This is a genomic window from Aquabacter cavernae (genome assembly GCF_003993795.1).
GTDB classification, from domain to species: Bacteria; Pseudomonadota; Alphaproteobacteria; order Rhizobiales; family Xanthobacteraceae; genus Aquabacter; species Aquabacter cavernae.
Genome location: NZ_RWKV01000015.1, coordinates 241,955 through 266,517, shown reverse-complemented (window position 1 = coordinate 266,517; position 24,563 = coordinate 241,955). Strand labels below are relative to the sequence as shown.

Here is a 24,563-nt window from a genome sequence, read left to right as displayed (position 1 = left end):
CCATGTCCGATCGCGCCGGCCAAGAACTGATCATCATCAAGCGCGTGGAGGAAGAGGAGCACGAGGCCCATTCCAGCGCCTGGAAGGTGGCGCATGCGGACTTCATGACCGCCATGATGGCCTTCTTCCTCATCATGTGGCTGATCAACGTCACCGATCAGGATGTGCGCAAGGCGATCGCCCACTATTTCAACCCGGTCAATCTGGCGGACAACCTCTCGCCCCGGCGGGGCCTGGGGGAGCCGGACGAACTGAAAGACGAGGGCACCTCCGACATCGGCGAGCAGCAGTCGGCGCTGAAGAATACGGTCGGCCCCCGCTACGGCCAGGGCGAGGACATCCAGCAGGGCGCGCGCGAGCGCGCGCTGTTCCAGGACCCCTATGCGACGCTTGCCGTGATCGCCGCGGCGGCGGATCCGAAGTCCGGGGCGACCAGCGAGGCACGGGCCGCCACCGCCACCGGCGTGAATGCGGGCGAAGCCATGGTGGATGGCAGCGGCAAGGGCGAGGTGAACCGCGATCCCTTCGACCCCGCTTACTGGCAGACGGCGGTGGCCACCAAGCCGGTGAGCGAGCAGCACGGCACCCGCCAGAACGCGCTCTACCCGGCGAGCGGCAACCTGCCCGACGTGTCCAACGTGCGCACCGATCTTCCCGGCAAGGACCAGGCGGGCGTGCTTCCCGCGGGCCAGCCGGGGAAGGGCGGAAAGGCCGACAAGCCGGCGGACGCCAATTCCGGCGCCACGGCCGGAGCGGCAGCCCAGGCCAAGCCCGGCCAGTCCGCGCAGATGCAGGCGGCCCAGGTCCAGGCGCAGGCGACCCAGGCGCAAGCCCAGGCCCAGGCTGCTCAGGCGCAATCGGTCGAAGCGCAGATCAACGAGGCGGTGCGCGCCAATATGGGCACGCTGGGCGCTCCCAATGTGGAAGTGCGCGCCACCAAGGAAGGGCTCGTCGTCAACCTGACGGACGACACCAATTTCAGCATGTTCGCCGTGGGCTCGGCGGTGCCGGATGGCCGCCTCGTGCGGGTCATGGAGCGGGTCGGCCAGATCCTCGCCGGCCGGCCGGGCGAGGTGGTGGTGCGCGGCTTCACCGACGGGCGCCCGTTCCGGTCCGACACCTATGACAATTGGCGCCTCTCCATGGCGCGGGCGCACATCACCTATTACATGCTCGCGCGCGGCGGCCTGGATGAGAAGCGCTTCGTCAAGATCGAGGGCTTCGCGGATCGCGGCCTGAAGAATACCTCCGATCCCAACGCGCCGGAGAACCGGCGAATCGAGATCCTGTTAAGGGAGCCGTCTAAGTGAGCCGTCGTCTCGGGTGTCTGCTGGCCTCGGTGGCGCTGCTGCTGGCGCAGGCCCCGGCGTTCGCCCAGTCGGCGGCGGAAGACCCGTGGGGCGGCCTGCGGCAGGATGGCGGCGCAGCGCCCGCCACGCGCCCGCCGCCCGCTCCGGCCGCCACGCCCGCGCGGCCAAGGACAGCTGCGCCGACACCCGCTCCGGCGCCCGCCGCCACTTCCGCCGCGCCGCCCGCTGCAGCGGCTTCGGCCCCCGCAACCACCGCGCCGGTTCCCGCGCGCCCGGTGGTGACGGCCGTTCCGGTTCCCAAGCCTCGCCCTTCGGACGCCCCGGAGGCTCCGTCCATCGCCCGTCCCGGCGCCCTCCCGCCGCCCAGCAATCTGGCGACCGCTCCGGGGGACGTGCCCGTGGAGGCGCCCGCCATCGGCATGGCGCCTGCCGCCGAGCCCGAGACCGTCCAGGCCGAGGGCACGCAGGAGGCTGTGCCTCCGGACGCCGCAGCCTCGGCCCCGACGACACAAGCCGCCGCCGCGCAGGAGCAGGCTCCCGCATCTCAGAGCCCCGCGCCTCAGGCTGCCGAGGCGCCGGCCGCCAATCCCGCTCCGGCCGCAGAGGCTGCCCCTGTGACGGCAGCGGCGGAAGCGGTGGTACCGCCGAATGTGGGGGCCGCTCCCGAAGCACCCTCCGCCCTCTCGCTCCTGTCGCTGACGGATGGCGTTCTCACGCCCGCATCGCTCACTGCCCTGGCGGCCTTCTCGCCCATCGGCCCGGCTTCGGCCGCGCCGGTCAATATTCCGCTTCCCGCGCCGCCCGCCGCGCAGCCGGCGTCGCTTCCGCCCGCCTCCGCCCCCGGTGCGAGCGCCCCGCTTGCCGCTCCCCAGGCCGCGACCCCCAGGCTTCCCACGCCCAAGCTTCCCACGCCCAAGCCGGATGCGTTGAAGCAGGAGGCCGCAAAGCCGGCCGAGCCTCCGGCAGCGCCTCCGCCCCCCGCGCAGGCTCCCACCCCGGCGCCTGCCGTCGCGGCGCCGGCGCCTGCCGTGGCGCCCCAGACGCCGTCCTCGATCCCCGTTTCCCCCGCCGTGGCGGCTCAGCCCGCGCCACCCCCTCCCGGCCCTGCTCCGGCCGTCGTGGCCACGCCGGACCTTCCGGTGCTCCCGCCCGTGGCTCCGCGCCCGGCGGCGCCCGTGCCGGTGGCGGCGCCCCCGCCTTCGGTCGCGCCCGCCGCGCCGGTCGCTGAGGTTCCGCCTGCGCCGGCAGCGGTGCCCGCCGTCGTTGCCGTGCCGCCACCGCCCGCGACCCAGGCCCAGGCACCGGCAGGGCAGGTCGAGCAATCCCCCGGCAGCCGGCGCGCGCCCCTCTGGCCGCAGGATCTCGTGCGTGCGCTGCGCCGCGTCCAGGACAGCCTGGCCCAGGGCTCGGCCGATGCGATGAATGTGCAGCGCGATCTCATCGCGCGCATCGAGCGGGAGTTCGCGGCGGCGGAGCCCTCGGTGTGGGAGGACCCGCACAATGCCCGCGCCATCGTCACATATTTCCTCAGCGGCGGCAATCCCGCCGTGCTGCGGCGGATCATGGACCAGCAGCCCGGCCCGGCCATCGATCAGCGCCTTCTGAGGGGCACGCTCTCCTATCTGGAGGGACGGGAGGACGAGGCGCTGCGGCAACTGAAGGACATTGATGCCCGCAGCCTGCCCGCGAGCCTGGGCGGGCAGGTGGCGCTGGCCCAGGCGGCGCTGGTGCTGCGCAAGGAGCCCGCCAAGGCCGCCCATCTCCTGGGCGTCGCCCGCGTCCTCGCGCCGGGGACGCTGGTGGAGGAGGCGGCCCTGCGCCGCGCCATCCTGGTGGCGGCCCAGATGAACGATACGGCGCAGTTCGAATATCTCTCGCGCCAATATCTCTTCCGCTTCCGCAACTCGGTCTATGCCGGCAATTTCCGGCAGAGCTTCACGAACGCCTTGAACCGCATGGGCTATGGCAACCAGCCCGAGCAGTTCCAGCGCTTGGAGCAGATGATGGAAATGCTGGAGCCCGAGAGGCGCCGGGACATGGAGCTGACCTTGGCGCGCACCGCCGTGGTGCAGGGGCGCACCACCGCCGCCAACTTCGCGGCGGAGCGCGCTTTGTCCGCCATGCCCGACGGCAGCGTCGATGCGGAGCGCGCGCGGCTCTATCGCGGTGCTTCGCTTGCGCCCTCCGCGCAAACCTATGGCGAGGCGCTGACGGAATTGCGGGCCATCGACCGGGATCGTCTGGCGCCCGCCGACGCGGCCTTGCTGGATGCGGCGTCCGCAACCGCAGAGAATGTGAAGCGCGCCACCGAGAATGCCGCTCAGCCAATTCTTGCATCCGCGCCTGCGGGCGCTGCGCCCCAGCCCGCATCCGCGCTGCCGCAGCGCCCGCAGGAAAGCGCGGGACCGCTCACCAGGGAGGAGATGCTCCCCGTCATGGACCGGGCCCGCGCGGCCCTGGCCGAGGCGGATGCGTCGTTGAAGGGAAGTCCGCGATGAGCACGTTTGAGGTCGATCGCCAGACTTTGTCAGGCCCGGGTCGCGTCAATGGCCACTCCGGTGGGCAGGGCGGCCAGGAGCAGAAGGATGACGGCCTGTTCGGTGCCCTCATGGACGGCCTCGGCGGCGGGGATGTCCAGCGGGAGGGCGGCCGGGGGACTTCTGAGACCGCCGGCCTGTTCGGTTCGCGCGGTGGCCAGGAGCAAGGGGAGGGGAGCGCCGCCGCCGATGGCGGACGCTCCCTGTTCCGGCGCGAATATCTGGCCACGCTGTTCAAGGGCGATGGGGCGTCCGCCGAAGGCGACACGGTGCGCCTTTCGGCCGAGGCGGCGCAGGTCGAGACTGCGGCTTTGACGCAGGACGAGGCGGCGGCCGATGCCCGTTCCACCCGGCAGCGGCCGGGCGCGAAGGGTGCGCACGGTGCCCATCAGGCAGTGCTCGACGGTACAACATCCACACGGACCCATGCGTCCGTGTCGGCGGATCATCCCGCCGAGGTGGACGGCGAGGACGCGGCCGATGCCCGGGCGGCGCTCGGCGCCGATGCCGCGCGGATGGCGGCCGACTTTGCCGTGCCCGCTCTCATCCAGCCCCCCGCCGCCGAAGATGCGGGCGAGGCAGCGGAAGAGGCGCCCGGCGGCCAGCAGGCGGCAGCCGAGGATGCCCTCGCCGGGCTCCAGGGGGATGGTGTGGAGGGCGAGGATCCCGCCTCGGCCATCCGCATCACGGTCCTCAGCCGCGAAACCCATTTCGCCCCCGCCAAGTTGGGCGGGGCCGCCGGATCGCAGGCGCCCGCTTTCTCCCTGCCGGGCGAAGACCCTTCGGCGGCCGGCACCGATGCGGAGGAGGGGACCCGGAAGCGGGAGGCGCAGGACGGCCCGCGCGGCTCCAGCATCGATCGCGCCACGGCCCGGATGGCGCAGGAGCGCAGCGAGGCGCGCCTTGCGGCCCGCCAGGAGCAGGCCGCCGGCGTGGCCGAGACGGAACCGGCGGGTGCGGAGCCCGTTCAGGCCGATGCCGCGGGCGAGAGCAGCCTGACCGGGACCGGCGGGTTCCAGCAGGGCCTGACCCAGTCCAACCTGCGCCAGGTGTCCGGCGCCATCGGCGCGGAACTGGCGCGCATGGCCAATCCCGCCACCACGGGCCAGGATGCGCCCCGCACGGCGGGCGGGCCGCTCCGGCTGCTGGACATCCAGCTTCATCCGTCCGACCTCGGCACCGTGACGGTGCGCATGCGCATGGGCGATTCCGGGCTGGAGGTGCGGCTGAGCGCCGAGAATCCGGACACCGCCCGCATGCTCCGGAACGACCATGCCAAGCTGGCGGAGATGCTGGCGGCGGAAGGTGTGGAGGAGGCCCGCGTGTCGGTGGTGGATGCGGGCGACCAGAGTGCCTGGACGCGCTTCGAGACATTGCCGCGCACCGTCCTGTCGTTCGCCAACGAGCAGGGCGACGGGGGTGGCGGGTCTGAGGAGCAGGCGGAGGGCGAGAACGAAAGGAAGGGGCATGATGAACGCGAGACGCCTTCTGGCGGCGATCGTTCTGCTCGCGACGAGCGCTAGCGGCGCCATCGCCGCCCCCGAGAAGCTGAAGCTGGGCATCTGCGAGGCGGAGATCGCCCGCGCGTCCGTCAAATTCGGCGTGCCGCTTCCCATTCTCTATGCGGTCGGGCTCACCGAAAGCGGCGGCAACGGCACGTTGCAGCCCCTCCTGGTGGCCACCAAGACCGTGAGCTATGTGGGCAAGACCCGGGCGGATGCCATCCGCAAGTTCAACGAGATCCGGGCCACCGGCACCGAGCTTATCGACCTCGGCTGCCTCCAGGCGAACTATTACTGGCACAAGGCCGAGTTCAATTCGCTGGAGGAGATGTTCGATCCGCGCGCCAATGTGGAGCAGGCGGCGCGCTTCCTCAATGTGCTCTACAAGCGGCATGGAAGCTGGGTGATGGCCGCCGCCCGCTATAATGCCGGGCCGAAGAACACCCCCGCCCAACAGCGTTATGTGTGCAACGTGATGCGCAACCTCGTGCGGTCCGGCTTCGGCTCCTGGACCCCCCAGGCCAAAGCCTTCTGCGATGCCCCGCCGGAAGCGGTGGGCACGCCCATGCCGCCCAAGGTGCAACCTCAGGCCCAGGCGCAAGCACCCAATGGCCCGTCGCCGTCCGTCCTCCCGGCCTTGCCGCCTCCCGGCGGCCCCGGCAGGGCCTTGTCCATGCCCATGCTCATCGCCCCGGTGGCGATCGGCAAGGATGACGCGGAAGAGCCCGAGGACGCGCAGGCCAATTAGGTCTGGTCGACATTTGTGATTCCCAAGGTTGTTGCGGTCTGATTCATGAGGTTCCGTGTTTTGGCGCGGAGCGTGGGATGGCCGACCGCTCCGCTTCATCATCACCGCCGGCCAGGCGGGTGACATAACCGCCGCGCCAGCCCTGCTCGACGCGATGCCCGCCGAAGCCGTGCACGCCGATAAAGCCTATGGCAGCAATGCCTTGCGCGCGCTGATCGCCAGCATGGGCGCCGAGGCGGTAATCCCGTCGAACCGCTGCCGCAAGATCGCCATCCCGCATGACATCGCCAGCTAAAAGCACCGTAACCGCATCGAGCGATGCTTCAACAAGCTCAAGCACGTCCGCCGCTTCGCTATGCGCTACGACCGCCGGGCAATTCACTTCACCGGATTCGTGCACCTCGCCGCATCCATGATCTGGCTACGCTAAATGTCGATCAGACCTAGGATCTGAGATCGCGGATGTTGCCTCGGATGGTTTGAAGCGTTCGTTCGCGCCGGCCGACTTCGGCAAACTCGTAACGGCCGCTCCGCATTTGCCAACCTGCCTTGCCCTGGCCGTTGAGCTGCGTAGGGATAATGCCCTTCTCAAGCTCGATGGCGCACCAAAGCGTCCATTGTTGTCGATAGATAACGAGCGTATATTTTCTGGAAACACTGAACATGTCCAATGAAATCAAAAGTGAACTTTTCGAGGCGGTATAGGTGACAGTGGTTTTTGAGGGCAAAGAATTTTATATGAATAAATGTAGAGAGTTATCTGTGAATTGGTTAATAGGCTGGAAAAGCCTCGCTCCCATGCTCGCATAAGGAAAGGCGTGGCAGCGGAAGTTGTCGCGCTAAGGAGCCGGGGATTCCGCTGGCCGATGATGGGCGCGGATTGTCTTTCCCGCCCGTTCGTCGCGCTTGGCCGTGCCCGGCGGCATGACCCTGGCCTCATGGCCATGCCGTCTCCTTCACGGGGTTCCGCAGTCGCGGTGGAGCATCATCCGCGAAGCCGGCGCGCAGATCCTACTTCGTGTTCTGCGAAATGCCCGCACCTTCAAATGCCTATCCGCATAGATCATGATGTTGCTTTATTTTGATAAATAGAAAAACTCTAAACTGATCATTTATTCATTCGAGATATGTCTTATTAGTATTGCGGTATTGAGTTCGATTCTCTAATCACGGGAGAGATTGAATATCTGAGAGCATTTTTCATGGCTCTTGTCCCTTATGCGCCCTCGGATCTGATGCTGGTTTATCTGCACCAGCTGGGAACGCTGCGCGGGCATCTCAGCCGGCGCACAGGGTCGCGGGATCTGGCGGAAGAGGCGTTGCAGGAGACGTGGCTGCGGCTCGCCGCCATGGCCGAGCAGCCGGCCGCCGTGCAGGACAAATATGCTTTTCTCCTGCGCCTCGCCGGCAACATCGCCATCGACCTGCTGCGGCGGGAAAAGCGCCACACCTCCCGCTGCCTGAGTGATGACTGCGTCCTGCGCGAGATCGCCGACCAGGCGCCGTCCCCGGAAGCCTATGCTCTTCACCGGGACGAACTGCGTGCGCTGGTGCGCGCGCTCATGGACCTGCCCGCCAAGCCGCGCACGGCGCTGCTGCTGAACCGGTGCGACGGGCTCTCCCATGCGGAAATCGCCGTGTGCCTTCGCGTGTCCCAGAGTATGGTGGCGAAATATCTTGCCCAGGCGCTGCGCCATTGTCGCGACAGCCTGAGGGCGCTCTGAGCGGCTCAGAAACCGACCCATGAATGTGTCCCGGCAGCAAGCCTTCGCGGATGTCGCCCTCAGCGATCAGGCCATCGACTGGGTGGTCCGCCTGCATTCCGGCGTCGCGGGCAAGGCCGAGCGTGACGGCTTCCAGGCCTGGCGCGCGCTGAGCCCCGCGCACGAGACGGCCGCGCAGGAGGCCGAGGCCCTGTGGGATGGTCTCGGCCCGGCCGGCGGGCGCGTGCGGGCGGAGAGGAAGGCAGGGCGTGGCCGCATGACCCGCCGCGCCTTCATCGCCGGCGGGGTGATCGCCACCTTCGGTCTCGCGGCCACGGTGTCGAGCCCTCTGCGTCGGCGCATGCTGGCCGACCATTCCACGGGCGTGGGGGAGGTGCGCGAAGCCGTCCTGCCGGATGGCTCGCGGGCCCTGATGAATTCCAGCACCGCTTTGGCATTGGACTATTCCGGCGCCCGCCGGGGCGTGCGGCTCATTGAGGGGCAGGCGCTGTTCACGGTGCAGCCCGATCCGGCTCGCCCCTTCGTGGTTGCCGCCGCCAATGGCTGGACGCGCGCCGTGGGCACCGCCTTCGATGTGGACATGCGCGCGGAAAGCGTCGCCGTCACGGTGGTGGAAGGCATTGTGGCGGTGGGCATCGATGGTGGTCCCCCGGAGGGCACGACGGTGCGGGCGGACCAGGCGGTGCGCTACGGCGCCAGGGGTGTCGCCGCGCCCCAGAGCGTGGATGCCGGCATGGCGACGGCCTGGCGACGCGGCAAACTGATCTTCAACCGGCGCCCCCTGGAAGACGTGGTCAGCGAGTTGCAGCGCCATACGCATACCGGGATCGTCATCGCGGGGAGCAGCCTGAAGGCGCTGGAAGTGACCGGCGTGTTCGATCTCAACGACCCGCAATCGGTCCTGGAGACCATCGAGCAGACCTTGCCGGTGCGCGTGCTGCGCCTGCCGCTGCTCAACATCATCCTCTGACGGGAGAGGCTTTCAAAAAAATCGCACGCGGCGCTGCAAGTTCTCCGCGCTGGTTTCGTCCTTGTCTCAGGGACACGTGACGGCTGCTGCCGCGCGCTGCAGACAGGAGCTGGGACGATGGGTGGGGGACAGAAGCGGACGGCACGACGTGTGAACTGGCTGGGATCGGCGGCGATGGCCCTCGTCCTCGGCGCCGCGCTGCCGACAACCGCAGGCGCCCAGGGCACCCCGCCCGCCGCCATCGCGTTCAACATTCCGGCCCAGGATCTCGGCAGCGCGCTCACCGTGTTCGCCGACAGGGCCGGGCTGCGTCTCCTGTTTCCGTCAGACCTCGTGGCCGGCCGCAGGACGCCGGGCTTGAGCGGCGCCTATACGCCCGATGCGGCGATCGCCCGCCTGCTCCAGGGAACCGGCCTTGTCTACCGCTTCACGCGCAGCGACACGGTCACCATCAGCGGGCCCAATGCGGCGGGCGGCGATGCCGGAGGTGCCATCCCGCTCGGCGGCATCGAGGTCACAGGCATCGCCGACGACCAGCAGATCGTGGCGCTGGCCACCAGCGCCGGCACCAAGACCAACACGCCGATCATCGACATTCCCCAGTCCGTCAGCGTGATCACGCGCCAGGAAATGGACCAGCGCGGGGTCCAGGACTTCAATGCGGCGGTGGCCTATACGCCCGGCATCCGGGTGGTGGACTATCCCGGCGGCCAGGGCATGCCGGACATCTATCTGCGGGGCTTCCGCGCCAATGACCAGGCCGCCTTCTATCGCGACGGCCTGCGGGGCGGCTTCAACGCCTATGATGCCGACATCGAGACCTATGGCCTCGAACGCATCGACGTGGTGAAGGGGCCTGCCTCCGCGCTTTACGGCTCCGGCGTGCCCGGCGGCATCATCGACACCATCACCAAGCGCCCGACCGCCACTCCGCTGCGCGAGATCGAGATCCTGGCCGGCAGCTTCGACCGGCTGCAGGGCGCCTTCGATATCAGCGGCCCGGCGACCGCAGACGGCACCTGGCTCTATCGCCTGACCGGCCTGTTCCGCGACGCCGACACCCAGATCAACTTCTCGCCGGACAACCGCATCTATTTCGCCCCGGCCGTGACCTACCAGCCCAATGGGCAGACCAGCCTGACCATTCTCGCCGCCTACCAGAAAACGGAGAAGGGCGGCTCGGAACAGAGCTTGCCCATGGCCAATACCGTCTTCGACCTGGGGCCGAAAATCTCTCCCAGCCTCTATCTCGGTGCGCCGGGCCTCACCAATTGGAACGTGGAGAACAGCTCCATCGGCTATGAGTTCAAGCACGAGTTCGACACCGGCTGGAGGTTCCAGCAGAACGCGCGCTACGTCCATTCGGAGGTGGACTTCAATTCCGCCTGGGGCTCGGACCTGACGCTGGCGGTGGTGGACGGCCAATATATCAATATCGGCGTGCAGCTCCGGCCGAAGACCTCCGACAGTTTCCTCATGGACAACCGGCTCTCGGGCATGTTCAACACCGGCCCCATCGGCCATGAGGTGCTGTTCGGCCTGGATGGCGGCTATTACAACGCCACGGAGACGCGCACCAATTCCACCAATTACAACGCCATCAGCATTTTCAATCCGAACTACGATTTCGGCTATCAGTTCGGCCTCCCCTGGTCCGACACGCAGAGCAAGCTGCTGCAGATGGGCGTCTATGCGCAGGACCAGATGACCCTGGGAAACTGGCTGCTCACGGTGAGCGGGCGGCAGGACTGGGTGCGCAACGAGGAATATAATTACAACTCCCGTACCCTGTTGGCGGACTATGGCTTCACCGACGAGGAGGCCGTGGCGACCAATGCCGCCTTCACGGGCCGCGTGGCTCTCGGATACAAGTTCGACAACGGCCTCATGCCCTATGCGAGCTATTCCACCTCGTTCCTGCCCATTGCGGGCACGGACTTCGAGGGGAATGCCTTCAAGCCCACCACGGGCGAGCAATATGAGGCGGGCATCAAGTATGAGCCCACCAGCTTCCGCGGCCTGTTCACTGCCTCGGTCTTCCAGATCACCGAGCAGAATGTCCTCACCAACGACCCGGTGAATTTCGGCTATTCGGTGCAGGATGGGGCGGTGCGCGTGCGGGGCTTCGAACTGGAGGCCAAGGCGAACCTCACGGCGAACCTCGATGTCATTGCGTCCTATACCTATCTCAACGCCGAGGTGACGCAGGATAATCCCAACGAATACGGGACCAGCAAGGCCGGCACGGCGCCCTCGGGCGTGCCGGAGAATGCGGCCGCGCTGTGGGCCTATTACACCTTCCGTGACGGCGCCTTGAATGGCCTCGGCCTCGGCGGCGGCGTGCGCTATGTGGGCAGTTCCGATGCGGTGATGGAGACTGTCTCCGGTGCGCAGGTGAGCGTGCCCGGCTACACGCTGCTGGATGCCGCCTTGAAGTACGACCTCGGTGCGTTCGACCGGCGGCTGAAGGGCGCCACCCTCGCCATTTCCGGCACCAACCTGCTGGACACGGACTATTACACGCCCGGCTTCTACTGGAACTCGGTCATCTACGGCACGCGCCGCACGGTCTACGGCACGCTGGCCTATCGCTGGTGAGCGAGGCGAGCCGGCCGTCGGTCCAGCCGAGGGCGAATACCGGACCACGCCCGGCCGGCCGCACCTGGAAGGTCCGGCCGGTCCTGGTGTTGATGCATCGCTGCATCGGGCTGACCACGGCGCTTTTCCTCACCCTCGCCGGGCTCACGGGCAGCATCATCGCCTTCAACCGGGAACTGGATGCGCTGCTCAATCCCGCCTTCTATGAGACGACAGGGGAGGGGCCGTTTCTCTCCGCCGAGGCGTTGGCCGCCAAGGTCGAGGCGCACGATCCCCGCCTGTCGGTCTGGTCCGTCAGCCTGGAGCGCACCCGGGACGGCCCGGTGGAGCTGCGCGCCATGGCGCGCGGCGATGCGGAGATGGCGGCCGGGGATCCGCCGGCCGACTGGTTCAGCCTCGATCCGGTGAGCGGCGCGATTCTCGGCTCCCGCGTGTGGGGCGCCTGCTGCGTCTCGCGGGAACATCTCATCCCGTTTCTCTACACTTTCCATCACAGCCTCAGTTTGCCGGGGGCGCTCGGTGTCCTGGTCATGGGCGGGGTGGCCCTGTTCTGGCTGCTGGATGGCTTCATCGGCGTGGCGCTGACATTCCCGCTGGGGAAGCCGTTCTTCCGCAAGTGGCGCAGCGCCTTCGCCATCAAGGGCGGCAGCACGTTCCGCCTGAACCTGGACTGGCACCGGGCGACCGGCCTGTGGCTCTTCGTGCTGCTGATCGTCCTGGCGGTGTCATCCGTCGCCATGAATTTGCGCACGCAGGTGTTCGAGCCCGTGGTGCGGCTCTTCTCACCCCTCACGCCGCATCCCCTCGGGGGGCCGTTGCCTGCGGAGCCGCTGGCGCGAAGCCTCTCCTATGATCTGGTGCTGGAACGGGCGAAGGCGGAGGCCCGCGCACGGGGCTGGACCCTGGCGCCCACCTATATCTTCTACGCCCCGGCCTTCGGCCTGTTCGGCGTCCGCTTCGGCAGCGGCGAGAACATGATGACGAGCCCCTGGCTCTATTTCGACGGCCGCACCGCCGCGCCTGTGGGAGAGGTGGTCCCGGGCGCCGGCACGGCGGGCGATACCTTCCTCCAGCTTCAGTTTCCCATCCATAGCGGCCGGATCGCGGGCCTGCCGGGGCGCATCCTCATCGCTCTTGCGGGGCTGGTGGTGGCCGGCCTGTCGGTGACCGGCGTCGCCATCTGGTGGATCAAGCGCCGCGCGCGGCGTGGCCGCCCCGGCGGTCGCTCAGGATCGCGCGCGACCGCATCCCGGTGAGAGGGGCGGCTGGGCCGGTTCCAGCGTGTCTATTTTTGGATCGGTACCGCCAGACCGTTCCCGTTCGCCCCGCCTCGGATACAGTGGACCGCCGCGCGCGTTCGGCGTGGCCGAGGGGTTGGGTCATGAATTTCAAAGGGTCGCTCGCCGCAGGGCTGGGTCTGATTGTCTGCGCACAGCCGGCGCTCGCGGAGCCGGAGCCCGCATTCAGCTACGAAACGCTTCGCTTCGAGGGCCTCGACACCTTCTTCACCGGCATCCACGCCAATATCATCACCGGCAATTACATCATTCCGGGCACCACCTATACGGGTGGGCTGCTCTACGACATGGGCAGCGGCACATGGTCGGCCTTTCCGCAGGCCACCGCGAATGGCGCGAACTATCCGGGCGCCATCATCTCCTCGCCCTATGGGCCGAGCTTCGGCTCCCAGTCCGGCATCCTGCGCGCGGTCGGCAGCTACCAGACCACCGCGTCGGCGCCCTATGACATCGGCTATCTGTATGACGGCGCCGCCGCGCCCGGCCAGCAGCTCACCAACCTGCAATATCCCAGCTCGGGCGGGTCGCCGACGCTGTTTACCATCGCCCACAGCACGTTCGGCAATCAGGTGGTGGGCAATTACGACACCCAGCTCGATACCGGAAACGCCTTCATCTACGACATCCGCACCGGCGCCTACACCACCAACAACAAGCCGGGCGCCATCAGCACCACGGCTTATGGCATCTGGGGCGACAAGATTGCGGGCGGTTATTTCGAGGCGGCACCCGGCGGCGGCCTCGGCCCCGAGAAGGGCTATATCTACGACAAGGTGACCGGCACCTTCACCGAGTATAACCACCCCGGCGCCATCGCGACCCATTTCGAGGGCATCGTCGGCGCGGGCCGGACGGACGAATATAATCTGGTCGCCAACTGGATCACGGCCGATGGCGAGACCCATCCGGCGGTCATGCATGTGGCGGCGGACGGCTCGGTCACCTGGTACGAGATCAACATTCCCGGCGACACCGTCTCGTCCAACTCGGCCTATGGCGACAAGGTGGTGGGCATCGTCCAGAACGGCAGCAGCATCACCGCCTATATCGCCACCATTCCCGGCCTCTACAATCCCATCCGCAACACCGGCACGCTGACCTCAAGCGCGGACAATGCCGCCGCCTTGTCCGGCCGCAAGAGCGACGACATCGTCAATAGCGGCACCGTCCATGTGAGCGGCGTGGCGGGCGTGGGCATGCGCGGCGAGACCTACGGCGTGCTCACCAATAGCGGCACCGTGACGGCCACGGGCCTCGTGGGCGCGGCGGTGGAACTGCACGGCGTCTACGGCACGCTGCTGAATTCCGGCACCCTCCAGGCGGAGCCCGTCGCCGATGTGCTGCGCACCGGCCCCGACAGCTTCGGGACCGTGATCGTCAATACCGGCATCATCGACGGCCGGATCGCCGCCACCGCCGGGCCGGAGAAAAGGTTCGAGAATAGCGGCTGGATCGGCGTGAGCGGCACGGGCGTGTCCATCACCCATCTGCTCAGCGGCACCTATGTGCAGACGCAGGCCGGCACCCTCTCCCTGCGCGTGGGGGATACGGGCAGCGACTTCCTGGGCATCACCGGCGTCGCGCGGCTCGCGGGCACGCTGCAGGTACCCTTCCTCACCTCCGATCTGTCCAACAGCTACACCCTGATGGCTGTGACGGACGGGATGACGGGCACCTTCGATACCCTCGCCACGTCCGGCCTGCCCACCTTCGTGAGCGCGCAGATCGGCTATTCCGATACGCAGGTGATGGTGAACCTCACCTCGCAGATGGGGCAGCAGGCGGGCCTCACCGCCAACCAGTCCGCCGTGGGCGCCGGACTGGACCGGGCGTTCAACAGCGGCGCGTCGGCGAATGCGGGCGCCGCCGCGGACAGCATGCTCACCACCCTCTATGGGCTAAGCGCCGCCCAGCTTCCCCTCGCTCTCTCCGCTCTGTCGGGCGAGGCCTATGCCAGCCAGCAGACGGTTCTGGCGGGCGACAGCCTCTATAGCCGCAGCGCCGTGCTGGACCGCCTGCGCCAAGGAGCCTATGGCGGCACGTCCGGTCCGCTCGCCGCGCTCGCTTATGGCGGGCCGGCTTTGGCGAATCTCGGGCCGCAAATGACCGCAGCCGCGTCCGCTTCCCAGGCGCTTGCTTATGCCGCGCCGGCGCCCGTGGCACCGTCCGCGATCCCCATGGGCACCACGGCCTGGGTGCAGGGCTTCGGCGGCTGGACCAGCTATGACGGCAAGAACGGCACGTCCGGCGTGGATTCCACCGTGGGCGGCCTCATGGCCGGCGCGGACATCCAGGCGGGCGCGTGGCGCGTCGGCGCGGCGCTGGGCTATTCCCAGTCGGGCGCCAGCGTTTCCGATCTCAATGCCTCCAGCACCGTGAATTCCATGCTGGTGGCGCTCTATGGCGGCACCATGCTGGGCCCGGTGAACGTCCGGCTCGGGGCGACCTATGCCTTCAACCAGGTGGATGCCAGCCGCGCCATCGCCTTCCCCGGCTTCCTGGAGACGGCGACCGCGCAATATGACGGCGGCACGGGGCAGATCTTCGCGGAGCTGGGTTACGGCTTCGCCGTCCAGGGGCTCGCGCTGGAGCCCTTCGCGGGGCTTGCCTTGGTGCATGTGAACACCGATGGCTTCACCGAGAACGGGGCGCCCGCCGCCGGTCTCACGGCGGGGTCGGCCACGTCCAATATCGGCTACGGCACGCTGGGCCTGCGCGCGGCCACCAGCTTCGCTTTGTCCAATGGAATGGTGCTGGCGCCCCATGCGTCCGCCGCCTGGCAATATGCCTTCGGCGACACGACGCCGAGCGCGCAACTGGCCATCTCGGCCGTGCCCGGTGCCGCCTTCTCGGTGTCCGGTGTGCCGCTGGCGCAGAATGCGGCGCTGATGGAGGCGGGCATCGACCTCATCGTCACGCCCCAGGCGCGGGTCGGCGCCTCCTATGTGGGCCAGTTCGGCGACGGCGTCACGGTGAATGCCTTCTCGGCCAACCTGTCCTGGACCTTCTGAGCGGCGCCCGCGCCGCTTCACGCCCTTCGACCCTGCGGCGGGAGCACCTGAAAGGGCGGCTCCCGGCGCGCTATTTCAGCAGGACCTGGATTTCCTGGTCCTGCCCGGCCTCCACCTTGAACTCGCGGCTGAAGGTGCGTCCGTCATTGCGGGCGAAGGCCACATAGTCGCCCTCGGTGAGGACGAATTGCGGGAAGGCGCCGATGGATTCCTTGATGGTGTCGCCGCCCGGCGTGGTCACCGTCCATTGGGTATCCGCCAGGGCCTCGCCGCCGGTGATCTTCACCAGCTTCAGCGTCACCTGCGCGGCGCGGTGGTGCACCGTGGCGTCGGTGAGCTTACCCGGCTGGACGGACACGTCCGCGCGCACCACCGAATTGGCGTCTCCATAGGAGGAGACCACATGATAGGTGCCCTCCGGCAGGATCACCACCTCGCCTGCATTGGCGCCGCGATAATAAGGCTGGCTGGATGCGCGCCCCTGGAGGAAGGAGCCCTCGAAAATGTCGAAGGTGACCCTCTGCGCGGCGATGGGCTTGTTCTCCACATCCGCCCCGAGCCGCAGGCCGCCAGCGGGAAGCAGGAAGGCTTCGCGCTTGGAGATGGCGCCCATCTGCACCCGCTGCGCGGCCGTGGCGAAGCCGTAGCTCACATGCACCACATAGCCGCCGGGATTGAGGAAGAAGACCGGGAAGGGATCGCTGCTTTCCGCCACCAGCGGGAAGGCGCCGGAGGCTTCCGGCGTATCGGCGAACACCCGCCAGGACACGCCGCGCGGAATGGGCGCGCCCTCGGCGCCGAACCGGGCATAGGCGCCGAGCACCACCTTTCCGGCCGGGGGCTGGGGCAGCACGGCATGGGGCTCGCGCGCGGTGCCGGGCGGGGTGCGCCCGCCGGGCGGCGGGCCGAAACTGTCGGCGGGAACGGTGGGCGTGCCGAACGCGGGCGTCCCCTGCGCAGCGGCAGGCGCCACCGCGCCGAGAAGGGCGAGGCCGAGGCAGGAGAGGGCGGTGAGCGCGGCGCGGGCAGACATGCGCGTGACGTGCCTTCAAACCAAGGCAGATTCAAGTCCTTGTGAGGGAGCGGGCATAGGAGGCCGGGAGCCGGTGGGCCGGCGAAGTCCTTGGCGGCGTTCGGTTTGACGGCGCATGGGGCGGCCTCTCTAGGCCCCATCCCCCTGGCGTGCTAAGGGGGCGGGAGGTTCCCACGGCCCCTTCCTGACAGTCCGGTTGCCCATGCCAGATGCCATCGACCTGCTGCTGACCCGCCGCTCCACCCGAATCCTCGACTTCGCGGAGCCGGGCCCGAGCGCGGACCAGTTGAACACCCTCCTCACCATCGCCGCGCGCGTGCCGGACCACGGCAAGCTCGCCCCCTGGCGCTTCATCGTGCTTGAGGGCGAGGGGCGTGCCCGCGCCGGGGCGGCGCTGGCCGACATCGTTGCCCGCAAGGAGCCGGATGCGGGCGAGAAGCGCATGGCCTTCGAGCTGGAGCGCTTCACGCGGGCGCCGGTGGTGATCACCGTGGTCTCGCGCGCGGCGCCCCATGTGAAGATCCCGGAATGGGAGCAGACGCTGTCCGCGGCCGCCTGCGCGCAGAATTTGCTGGTGGCGGCCGCCGCCCTCGGCTTCGGCGCCACCTGGCTCACCGAATGGCCGGCCTATGATGCGGACGGCCGCGCGGCTTTGGGCCTCTCCGAGGCGGAGCGCATCGTCGGCTTCGTCTATGTGGGCACCGCGGTCCAGAAGCTGGAAGACCGCCCGCGTCCGCCGCTGGACGAGATCGTCACCTATTTCTGAGGACCCCATGGCGGGAGATCCCCAAGCAGACCCGGCGGGCAAGGCGGTTCCCGCTTCGCTTCCGGCCCGTCTCGCCATCGCCAAGCAATTGCTGGCGGCGGCGGGAAACGTGCTGGCGGGGCGCAATCCCGCCCGCCGGATCATGTCCGCCTTGCGCCGCCTCGCCGGGCCGTCCGGTTCTGCCGCATCGGTTCCGGCGAACGAGCCGGGCCTTCGCATCGTGCGGCGGGACGGGTTGGAAAGCGGGACCGGGCCGGTCTGCCTGTTCGTGGCCTATGCGCCGGACGGGCGCCCGTTCGGCCACACGCTCAGCTATTGTGCCAGCCTGCGGCGCGCGGGCGCGCGGCTGGTCCTGATCCTGGTGACCGACCGCTCCGACCGCGACGGGCTCGATCCGGGGCCGGACGTGGCGGACGCGGTGCTGGTGCGGGAGAATAGCGGCTACGATTTCGCCGCCTGGGCCGATGCCCTGCGCCATCTGCCGGACCTGTGGGGGGCGTCCGAGATCTGGTTCGCCAATGACAGCGTCTACCATTCCCCGAGCCTCCTGCCGGGCATGCTGGAGCGGGTGCGGGCGAGCGGGGCGGATGTGGTGGCGCTCACCGGGAGCGCGGAGGTGGCGCCCCATTTCCAGAGCTATTTCTTCGTCCTCAAGGCCGCGCCCGACCGCCGCGCGCCCGCGCGGGGCTTCTGGGACGGCGTGCGTCCGCTCGCGGACAAGCTCCAGGTGATCCGCGACTATGAGGTGCGCCAGAAGGCGGTTCTGGAGGCGGGCGGGCTCAGCGTGGAAATCCTCCATCCCGCGCCGCAGGGGCCGGGCAACCATCTCCAGCAGGACTGGCGGGGGCTGTTGGCGGCGGGCTTTCCCTTCGTGAAGGTGGAGCTGCTGCGCGACAATCCCTTCCGGGTGGACCTTGCCGGTTGGCGCCCCCTCATGGAGGGGCAGGGGTTCGACGTCAGCGAGATCGCCTTCCATCTCGGCACTCGCCCGAGCGGCGCCGCCGCGCTCATGGAGCTGCGCTGACGAGAGCCTGACCGGATCAGGCTCTCGCGCCTTGATACGAGTGGCCTCAGGGCATGCCGATGGGCAGGCCCTTGCAGGGCAGGGAGCGTTCGGTGGGCGCGTAGAGCACGATGTCCGGCTTGAACGTGTCGATCACGTTCCATTCGAACTTGCACGAATTGTTGTGCATCCAGCCGAAGCGGCTCGCCCGCGCTTCCAGGAAGCGCTTCCAATAATGCTGGGTGAAGGAATCCCCGATCACCAGGATGCTCGGCCCGTCATGGCCGGTGGAGAAGGCATAGGGCTGGAACGGGTCGCTCGGCGGCTTCTCCGGTACCACGCCCTTGAGCGGGGTGAGCTTGGCGTGGGGCTCGGGGCGGCGGATTTCATAGTCCCGGTCGCCCGTGGGGCTCGCCTCGCCCAGATAGCGCGCGAGGTCGCCCGTGGGCGCGGTGGTGAGAGGCCCGAGCGCGGCATCCGCCGGTATGGCGAGGTCCGGGCGGCCCGCCGCCGCCATGGCGGCATTGAAGGCGAGGAGCGCACCGCGCTGGTTCCAGTGGCTGTCGGTGCGCATATAGATGGGGCCGGTCGCCCCCGCGTCTTTCAGCAGCGGGCGCAGGTCCACGAAGGTGACGCCCCGGCGCGTCAGGTCGGTGGCGACCATGTCCAGCTCGGTGGGCTTGCGCATCTGCGCCTCGGCCCAGTCCGGCAGCTTGTCCGAAAGGGCGGTGGCGTTGTTGGGTGGCGAGGTCACCACCAGCTTCGCGCCCCGCGCCTTCAGCGCCGCGTCGAACGACTGGAGCACGGCCCCGAAGGTTTCGAGCCCGCTCTCGCGCACCACGAGGCCCAGCGACTGCTCCAGCGCCTTGTCGCCCGTATAGAAGAGCTGGCCGTCATCGCCGATCACCAGCGGCCGCGCGCGGGTGGAATGGAAGGCGCGGGCATAGGCGGCATTGGCGCCCATGATGGCGCCCCGGAAGCCGAAATGGGCGTTGATGAAGGGATCGAGCCGCTCGCCCGCCCGCTCCCACCAGCGCTCCGCCGGCGCCACCGCCGGGCGCACCGGGCCGGGCAGGTCCGGCAGCACATGGCCGAGGAAGGGCAGGAACAGGATGGCGGTGAACAGCAGGCACCACCAGCGGCGATAGGCGAGCAGCAGCGGCATGGCGGTTAAAACCTGAAATACAGGAAGGGACTATAATTCGCAGCCCCCACCGTCATGATGCACAAGGCGAACAGGATCAGCATCACGATGCTGTCCACGCTGCCATACAGGAAGCGACGCACGGCGGGCGCGACACCGCCGGCCTTCAGAACGGGCAGGCCCCACATGGCCAGCGGCCAGCCCAGCACCATGACGGCGATGGTGATGGGCTGGAGCGCCGTCATCAGCGAGGCGTCAACGGGGCCGAAGCCGTTGAGGCCCGCAAGGCCCTTGAAGAGGGTGAAGGCGTCATCCAGCGTCAAAGCGCGGAACCAGACCCAGCCCGAGAGGAACACGGCGAACACATAAGCGTGGCGCAGCACGCGCGGCGCGGCGGCCATCATCCGCCCGAACCGCGTGCGTTCCAGCACCAGGAACAGGCCGTGATGGGCGCCCCAGATGAGGAAGGTCCAGGCTGCGCCGTGCCAGAGGCCGCACAGCAGGAAGACGGCCCACAGATTGATGGCGGTGTGCAGGTGCCCGTTCCGGTTGCCGCCCAGCGGAATATAGACATAGTCCCGGAACCAGCTGGACAGGCTCATGTGCCAGCGCCGCCAGAAGTCCGTCACCGACAGGGCGCCATAGGGCAGGTTGAAGTTGCGGGGGAATTTCAGCCCCATGGCCAAGGCGAGGCCGATGGCCATGTTGGAATAGCCGCCGAAGTCGAAATAGATCTGCAGCGCGTAGGCGGACAGGCCGAGCCAGGCGGTGGCGAAGTTGGGCGTGTCGATCTGGTCGAACACCATGGCCGCCACGGGGGCCACTTCGTCGGCGATCAGCACCTTCCAGGACAGGCCGATGACGAAGATGCGCAGCCCCGCCGAGGCCCGGCCCAGGGTGGTGCGTCGCTCGCGGATGCGGTTCGCGATGGTGGAGTAGCGCACGATGGGGCCGGCCACCAGTTGCGGGAACATGGTGATGTAGACCGCGATCTCCTCCAGCCGCCCATTGGCCTTCGCCCGTCCGCGATACACGTCCACCAGATAGGAGATGGCGTGGAAGGTGAAGAAGGAGATGCCCAGCGGCCATTCCGGATGGACCACGGGAATATCGAGGCCGTCCGGCAGGATCAGGTTGATATTCTCCGCCAGGAAGCCGGCATATTTGAAGAAGATCAGCCCCGCGAGGTTCAGGCACACCGCCAGCCATAGCGCCCCGAGCCGCCGTCCCTCCGGGCGCGAGCCGATGAGCAAAGCGAGGGCGTAATTGCCCGCCATGGAAATGCAGAGCAGAGCGAGGTTCCACAGCCCGCCCCAGGCATAGAAGGCGAGCGAGAAGACCAGCAGGACCAGATTGCGCGCCCGCGTGCCCGGCGTCGCGAAATAAGCGACCAGGAACAAGGGCAGGAAATAATAGAGGAAGGTGACTGAGGAGAAGACCATGAGCCGGGTTTCGTACGGGGGCCGTGCGGCCCGCCCTCAATAGACGAATTGCTCGCGCAGGATGCGTTCTTCGAGCCCGTGATCCGGGTCGAACAGCATCGCGGACGAGCTGGAGGCGTCAAGCGCGGCGGAAACGGAGATGACGTTGCGCACCTCCGAATGGTCGGCCACCGCGCTCATGGGCCGCTTGGCGGGCTCCAGCACCTCGATCTCGATGGACGCCTTGTCCGGCACCAGCGCGCCGCGCCAGCGGCGCGGGCGGAAGGGCGAGATGGGGGTGAGCGCCAGGAGCGGCGTGCCGAGCGGCAGGATGGGGCCGTGGGCGGAGAGGTTATAGGCGGTGGAGCCGGCCGGGGTGGCGATGATGATGCCGTCGCAGATCAGCTCCTCCAGGCGCTCGCGCCCGTCGATGCGCACCTTCAGCTTGCCGGCCTGATAGGTCTGGCGGAACAGGGCCACCTCGTTGAAGGCGTGGGCGCGATGGCGGTTGCCCTGCTGGTCCACGGCCTCCATGGCGAGGGGATGGATCTTCACCTGGATCGCCGCGTTCAGCCGCTCGCGCAGCAGATCCTCGCGATAGGTGTTCATGAGGAAACCGACCGAGCCGCGATGCATGCCGTAAATGGGCACGCCGCGCCCGCGCACCGCATGGAGGGTCTGGAGCATCATGCCGTCGCCGCCCAGGGCGACGATCACCTCGGCCTCCTCCAGGGTGGTCTCGCCATACAGGTCCGCGAGGCGGATGCGGGCCGCCTCGGCTTCCGGCGTGGCGGCGGCCGTGAAGGCGATCTTCTCGAAAGACGTGTCGGCTCCGCTCATCGGCCAGCCGCGACGGCGGCTCCCCTCTGCGCGCCGGAAAGCGGCGCTGGGTTTAAGTATCGGTCCGTCCGTGGCTTGTCGAGGCGCCGGGCGCGGCCCATGCTGCCACGAAAGCGCGAGCGGGGAGGGCATCCATGACGCTGAGGCTCGTTTATTCGACCTTTCCCTCCGTCGCGACGGCCGAGGCGGCGGGGCGGCGGCTGGTGAGCGCGCGGCTTGCCGCCTGCGCCAATATCCTGCCGGCCATGATCTCCATCTATGAGTGGCAGGGCGCCGTCGAGCGGGCGGACGAGGTGGTGCTGCTCCTGAAGACCACGCAGGCGCGGGCGGCCGACCTCATGGCCGCTTTGGCCGAAACCCATCCCTATGAGGTGCCCGCCATCCTCCTCCTGCCGGTGGAGGCGAGCGGAACGGCCTTCGCCGCCTGGGTGGGCACGCAGACCGGGGAACCGGCGGACGGGGGCTGAGCACAGGTCCGAATCGACAGATTTCGCCATTGGCCGAAAGTGCCACCCCGCTTTCACTGAAGCGTTTCCGAGCGAAGTGTGCAGCGGTTCGCGTGAAGGAAACGCGAAAAACAATGAGATAGAGTGCTCCAGCGTTTCCATGAAAGGCTGAAGCACTCTGGCGGGATAAACCACGGAAGGGGGCCGGAGGATGGGACGCGGGCCGGGGCTGTATTGGGGCATGGTGCTGGCGGGGCTTGCTTCGCCGGTGGCCGCGCAGTCGGTCTGGGACCCCATCATCTCCAACAGCCATTGGTATGTGCCGGTGCCCAACATGCTGGCCTATGCGGCGCCCAGCACCTCCTTCGCCAATCCCATTCCCATCGGCGACCAGACGCTCTGGGCGCTGGGCACCTCCACCAACGGCCTCTTCACCGGCATCTCCTACGGCCAGCTCGCCATGGGGCCGACCCTGTCCACGTCAACGCAGTCCATCCAGGGCACGGTCACGCCTTCGGGCGAGATCTCCATGGTGTTCACCTCCACCGATGGCGGCCCCGCCACCATCGGGCTCGGCCGCATGACCGAGCGCGGGGGGATCACCCAGATGGAAATGCAGATGATCACCGGCACGGCGCTGCTGGTGACCCATTGGGCCTATATGGTGCCCTATGACCCCGCCACCTTCACGCCGCCCCAGGCGCAGGTGGTGCCGTCCCCCGCCGCGAGCAATTGGGCCTGGATGCAGGGCACGCCCTGGCGCATGACCAGCCCCGGCCTGTTCGGCGCGCCCGGCGCGGGCAATCTGGTCATCACCAATTTCCAGGGCGGCTATTTTTGGGGCCTCGCCGTGGGGCCGGGCGGATCGGGCGCGGGCACCTATACGGTGCTCGGCTCGGTGACGCCGGAAGGGCGGGTGCTGTTCAACACCATCGCCGACGGCCAGCTTGTCAGCCTCTATGGCGCCGCCGAGGGAGATCCGGCGGCGGCCGCCATGCTGCTGGGCACCTACAGTGCCGACGCGCTTTTCACCGGCGACATCACCGTCCTGTCGCTGGTGCAGCCTTACGCCCAGGCGGTGGCGGCGGCGGGAAACCCTTCGGCGCTGGGCGCGGCCACCACGCTCTATGGCGTCGCGGGCACGGTCCAGGGCCTTCTCGGCCCGCTGGCGCCCGCCATCGCCGCGCTGAACGGCCTGGAGGGGGCGGCCCTGTCCACGGCCATCAGCCAGACCCTGCCGGTGCTCAACGGCGCGGGGGCGCAGGCCACCTATGCCACGCAGCGCGCCTTCCAGCAGGTGGTCATGGGCCGCCTCGACACCGTCCATGGGCCGGATGCGCCGGGAGCGGAACGCAACATCTGGCTGCGCCCCTTCGGCAACTTCGCGGACCAGGGCACGCAAAGTGGCGTCGCGGGCTATTCCGCGTCCGGCGGCGGCCTCGCGGCGGGCATGGATGCGTCCGTGGGGCCGGATGCCGTGCTGGGTATGGTGGCGGCCTATTCCGCCACGTCCATCACGGGGGGCAACGATCTGGTGCCCAACGGATTGGATGTGAGCACCTACCAGTTCGGCCTCTACGGCGCCTATGGGCTGGCGCCCGATCTCGACCTCACCTTCCAATTGGACGGTGGCTACAATCGCAACAGCGCCCAGCGCACCATCGCCTTCATGGGCAGCGCGGCGGGCGCCGATTATGACGGCTGGACCGGCCATGGGGGCATCGGTCTCTCCCAGCGGTTCTTGCTCTCGCCGGACCTTTCCGTCTCCCCGCTGGTGCGGCTCGACTATGCCCAGGTGCAGGCGGACGGCTACACGGAAAGTGGGGCCGGGGCGCTGGACCTCACCGTTTCCTCACAGACCTATCGGGAATTGCTGCTCACTGCCGGTTTCAAGGCCAGCTATCGCCTCACCGACCATCTGGCCCTCACCGCCAATGGCGGGGTGGGCTACAACATGCTGGACGAACAATCGCAGGTGAGCGCCGCCTATGCGGGCGGCGGGGGCGTCTTCGTCACCGAGGGCGCGAACCTCTCGCCCTGGCTCTACACCGCCGGGATCGGCCTTACCGGCATGCGGACAGGCCAGATGGACCTGAGCGTCACATACGATCTGGCCGCCAGCCCCAGCGGCTTCCTGAACCAGATGGGCGCCGTGCTGCTGCGCATGCGGATCTGAAGGAGGGCCCGCCCGGAGCGGATCCGGGCAGGGCGG

Annotated in this window: 18 protein-coding genes and 1 pseudogene; 13 read left to right on the top strand and 6 right to left on the bottom strand. The window is 68.4% G+C overall.

Going from position 1 to position 24,563, the window contains the following annotated elements:
• The first annotated feature begins 2 nt into the window (after nt 1-2).
• The 4 genes and pseudogenes from EJJ38_RS14595 to EJJ38_RS14570 form a co-directional block, all read left to right on the top strand.
• The gene (locus EJJ38_RS14595; RefSeq protein WP_127090853.1) at nt 3-1,310 is read left to right on the top strand and encodes a MotB family protein; all 1,308 of its coding nucleotides are present in this window, start codon (nt 3-5) and stop codon (nt 1,308-1,310) included.
• Nucleotides 1,307-3,808, top strand: a complete 2,502-nt coding sequence (locus EJJ38_RS20335; RefSeq protein ID WP_164738520.1) for a hypothetical protein — start codon at nt 1,307-1,309, stop codon at nt 3,806-3,808. Before EJJ38_RS14595 ends, EJJ38_RS20335 begins: the two co-directional genes overlap by 4 nt.
• The gene (locus tag EJJ38_RS14575) at nt 3,805-5,370 is read left to right on the top strand and encodes a flagellar hook-length control protein FliK (RefSeq protein ID WP_127090849.1); all 1,566 of its coding nucleotides are present in this window, start codon (nt 3,805-3,807) and stop codon (nt 5,368-5,370) included. Before EJJ38_RS20335 ends, EJJ38_RS14575 begins: the two co-directional genes overlap by 4 nt.
• Nucleotides 5,318-5,884, top strand: a pseudogene (locus tag EJJ38_RS14570) (transglycosylase SLT domain-containing protein); the annotation flags it as partial. The gene EJJ38_RS14575 and the pseudogene EJJ38_RS14570, both read left to right, overlap by 53 nt.
• A 256-nt stretch (nt 5,885-6,140) precedes the next feature.
• Here EJJ38_RS14570 and EJJ38_RS20935 read toward each other — a convergent pair.
• Entirely contained in the window at nt 6,141-6,497 is a 357-nt protein-coding gene (locus EJJ38_RS20935; protein ID WP_245454257.1) for a hypothetical protein, read from the bottom strand.
• A gap of 43 nt (nt 6,498-6,540) precedes the next feature.
• Nucleotides 6,541-6,762 carry a hypothetical protein gene (locus EJJ38_RS14555; RefSeq protein WP_127090847.1) on the bottom strand — a complete coding sequence of 74 codons (222 nt, stop codon included), beginning with the start codon at nt 6,760-6,762 and terminating at the stop codon, nt 6,541-6,543.
• A 537-nt stretch (nt 6,763-7,299) separates the two neighbouring features.
• Here EJJ38_RS14555 and EJJ38_RS14550 point away from each other — a divergent pair.
• The 5 genes from EJJ38_RS14550 (at nt 7,300) to EJJ38_RS14530 (ending at nt 15,698) form a co-directional block, all read left to right on the top strand.
• Nucleotides 7,300-7,821 (top strand): RNA polymerase sigma factor, encoded by a 522-nt coding sequence (locus tag EJJ38_RS14550; RefSeq protein WP_127090846.1) that lies wholly within the window; start codon nt 7,300-7,302, stop codon nt 7,819-7,821.
• Nucleotides 7,822-7,840: 19 nt separating this feature from the next.
• Nucleotides 7,841-8,791: a FecR family protein gene (locus EJJ38_RS14545; protein WP_127090845.1), complete on the top strand. Its 951-nt coding sequence runs from the start codon at nt 7,841-7,843 to the stop codon at nt 8,789-8,791.
• A 174-nt stretch (nt 8,792-8,965) separates the two neighbouring features.
• Nucleotides 8,966-11,389, top strand: a complete 2,424-nt coding sequence (locus tag EJJ38_RS14540) for a TonB-dependent siderophore receptor (protein ID WP_164738519.1) — start codon at nt 8,966-8,968, stop codon at nt 11,387-11,389.
• 92 nt (nt 11,390-11,481) lie between these two features.
• On the top strand, nt 11,482-12,645 hold the full coding sequence (locus tag EJJ38_RS14535; RefSeq protein ID WP_127090843.1) for a PepSY-associated TM helix domain-containing protein: 1,164 nt from the start codon (nt 11,482-11,484) through the stop codon (nt 12,643-12,645).
• Between the two features lie 125 nt (nt 12,646-12,770).
• Nucleotides 12,771-15,698 (top strand): autotransporter family protein, encoded by a 2,928-nt coding sequence (locus EJJ38_RS14530; protein WP_127090842.1) that lies wholly within the window; start codon nt 12,771-12,773, stop codon nt 15,696-15,698.
• A gap of 70 nt (nt 15,699-15,768) precedes the next feature.
• Here the strand turns inward: EJJ38_RS14530 and EJJ38_RS14525 are convergent, their stop codons facing one another.
• On the bottom strand, nt 15,769-16,731 hold the full coding sequence (locus EJJ38_RS14525; protein WP_127090841.1) for a hypothetical protein: 963 nt from the start codon (nt 16,729-16,731) through the stop codon (nt 15,769-15,771).
• Between the two features lie 202 nt (nt 16,732-16,933).
• Here EJJ38_RS14525 and EJJ38_RS14520 point away from each other — a divergent pair, with 202 nt between their 5' ends.
• On the top strand, nt 16,934-17,497 hold the full coding sequence (locus EJJ38_RS14520) for a nitroreductase family protein (protein WP_127091088.1): 564 nt from the start codon (nt 16,934-16,936) through the stop codon (nt 17,495-17,497).
• A 7-nt stretch (nt 17,498-17,504) separates the two neighbouring features.
• Nucleotides 17,505-18,521, top strand: coding sequence for a rhamnan synthesis F family protein (locus EJJ38_RS14515; protein ID WP_164738517.1), 1,017 nt, complete (start codon nt 17,505-17,507; stop codon nt 18,519-18,521).
• A gap of 46 nt (nt 18,522-18,567) precedes the next feature.
• Here the strand turns inward: EJJ38_RS14515 and EJJ38_RS14510 are convergent, their stop codons facing one another.
• The 3 genes from EJJ38_RS14510 to EJJ38_RS14500 are packed head-to-tail and all read right to left on the bottom strand — an operon-like array spanning nt 18,568 to nt 21,905.
• Nucleotides 18,568-19,665 (bottom strand): alginate O-acetyltransferase AlgX-related protein, encoded by a 1,098-nt coding sequence (locus EJJ38_RS14510; protein ID WP_127090839.1) that lies wholly within the window; start codon nt 19,663-19,665, stop codon nt 18,568-18,570.
• 5 nt (nt 19,666-19,670) lie between these two features.
• A complete protein-coding gene (locus EJJ38_RS14505) occupies nt 19,671-21,086 on the bottom strand; it encodes an MBOAT family O-acyltransferase (protein ID WP_127090838.1) in 1,416 nt (471 codons plus the stop codon).
• A 36-nt stretch (nt 21,087-21,122) separates the two neighbouring features.
• Nucleotides 21,123-21,905, bottom strand: a complete 783-nt coding sequence (locus EJJ38_RS14500) for an NAD kinase (RefSeq protein WP_127090837.1) — start codon at nt 21,903-21,905, stop codon at nt 21,123-21,125.
• 134 nt (nt 21,906-22,039) lie between these two features.
• Between EJJ38_RS14500 and cutA the strand changes: the two genes are divergently transcribed.
• Both cutA and EJJ38_RS14490 read left to right on the top strand, forming a co-directional pair.
• Nucleotides 22,040-22,372: a divalent-cation tolerance protein CutA gene (gene cutA, locus EJJ38_RS14495; RefSeq protein WP_127090836.1), complete on the top strand. Its 333-nt coding sequence runs from the start codon at nt 22,040-22,042 to the stop codon at nt 22,370-22,372.
• A gap of 190 nt (nt 22,373-22,562) precedes the next feature.
• Nucleotides 22,563-24,527: an autotransporter family protein gene (locus EJJ38_RS14490; RefSeq protein WP_127090835.1), complete on the top strand. Its 1,965-nt coding sequence runs from the start codon at nt 22,563-22,565 to the stop codon at nt 24,525-24,527.
• Nucleotides 24,528-24,563 lie beyond the last annotated feature (36 nt).

Bases quoted from the DNA above. Each gene is read 5' to 3' on its own strand.
- EJJ38_RS14535 (WP_127090843.1), top strand. From the start codon at position 11,482: ATGCATCGCTGCATCGGGCTGACCACGGCGCTTTTCCTCACCCTCGCC.
- EJJ38_RS14555 (WP_127090847.1), bottom strand. From the start codon at position 6,762: ATGTTCAGTGTTTCCAGAAAATATACGCTCGTTATCTATCGACAACAA.
- EJJ38_RS14540 (WP_164738519.1), top strand. From the start codon at position 8,966: ATGGCCCTCGTCCTCGGCGCCGCGCTGCCGACAACCGCAGGCGCCCAG.
- EJJ38_RS14530 (WP_127090842.1), top strand. From the start codon at position 12,771: ATGAATTTCAAAGGGTCGCTCGCCGCAGGGCTGGGTCTGATTGTCTGC.
- cutA (WP_127090836.1), top strand. From the start codon at position 22,040: ATGACGCTGAGGCTCGTTTATTCGACCTTTCCCTCCGTCGCGACGGCC.
- EJJ38_RS14505 (WP_127090838.1), bottom strand. From the start codon at position 21,086: ATGGTCTTCTCCTCAGTCACCTTCCTCTATTATTTCCTGCCCTTGTTC.
- EJJ38_RS14550 (WP_127090846.1), top strand. From the start codon at position 7,300: ATGGCTCTTGTCCCTTATGCGCCCTCGGATCTGATGCTGGTTTATCTG.
- EJJ38_RS14490 (WP_127090835.1), top strand. From the start codon at position 22,563: ATGGGACGCGGGCCGGGGCTGTATTGGGGCATGGTGCTGGCGGGGCTT.
- EJJ38_RS14575 (WP_127090849.1), top strand. From the start codon at position 3,805: ATGAGCACGTTTGAGGTCGATCGCCAGACTTTGTCAGGCCCGGGTCGC.
- EJJ38_RS14595 (WP_127090853.1), top strand. From the start codon at position 3: ATGTCCGATCGCGCCGGCCAAGAACTGATCATCATCAAGCGCGTGGAG.
- EJJ38_RS14500 (WP_127090837.1), bottom strand. From the start codon at position 21,905: ATGAGCGGAGCCGACACGTCTTTCGAGAAGATCGCCTTCACGGCCGCC.
- EJJ38_RS14545 (WP_127090845.1), top strand. From the start codon at position 7,841: ATGAATGTGTCCCGGCAGCAAGCCTTCGCGGATGTCGCCCTCAGCGAT.
- EJJ38_RS14520 (WP_127091088.1), top strand. From the start codon at position 16,934: ATGCCAGATGCCATCGACCTGCTGCTGACCCGCCGCTCCACCCGAATC.
- EJJ38_RS14515 (WP_164738517.1), top strand. From the start codon at position 17,505: ATGGCGGGAGATCCCCAAGCAGACCCGGCGGGCAAGGCGGTTCCCGCT.
- EJJ38_RS14525 (WP_127090841.1), bottom strand. From the start codon at position 16,731: ATGTCTGCCCGCGCCGCGCTCACCGCCCTCTCCTGCCTCGGCCTCGCC.
- EJJ38_RS14510 (WP_127090839.1), bottom strand. From the start codon at position 19,665: ATGCCGCTGCTGCTCGCCTATCGCCGCTGGTGGTGCCTGCTGTTCACC.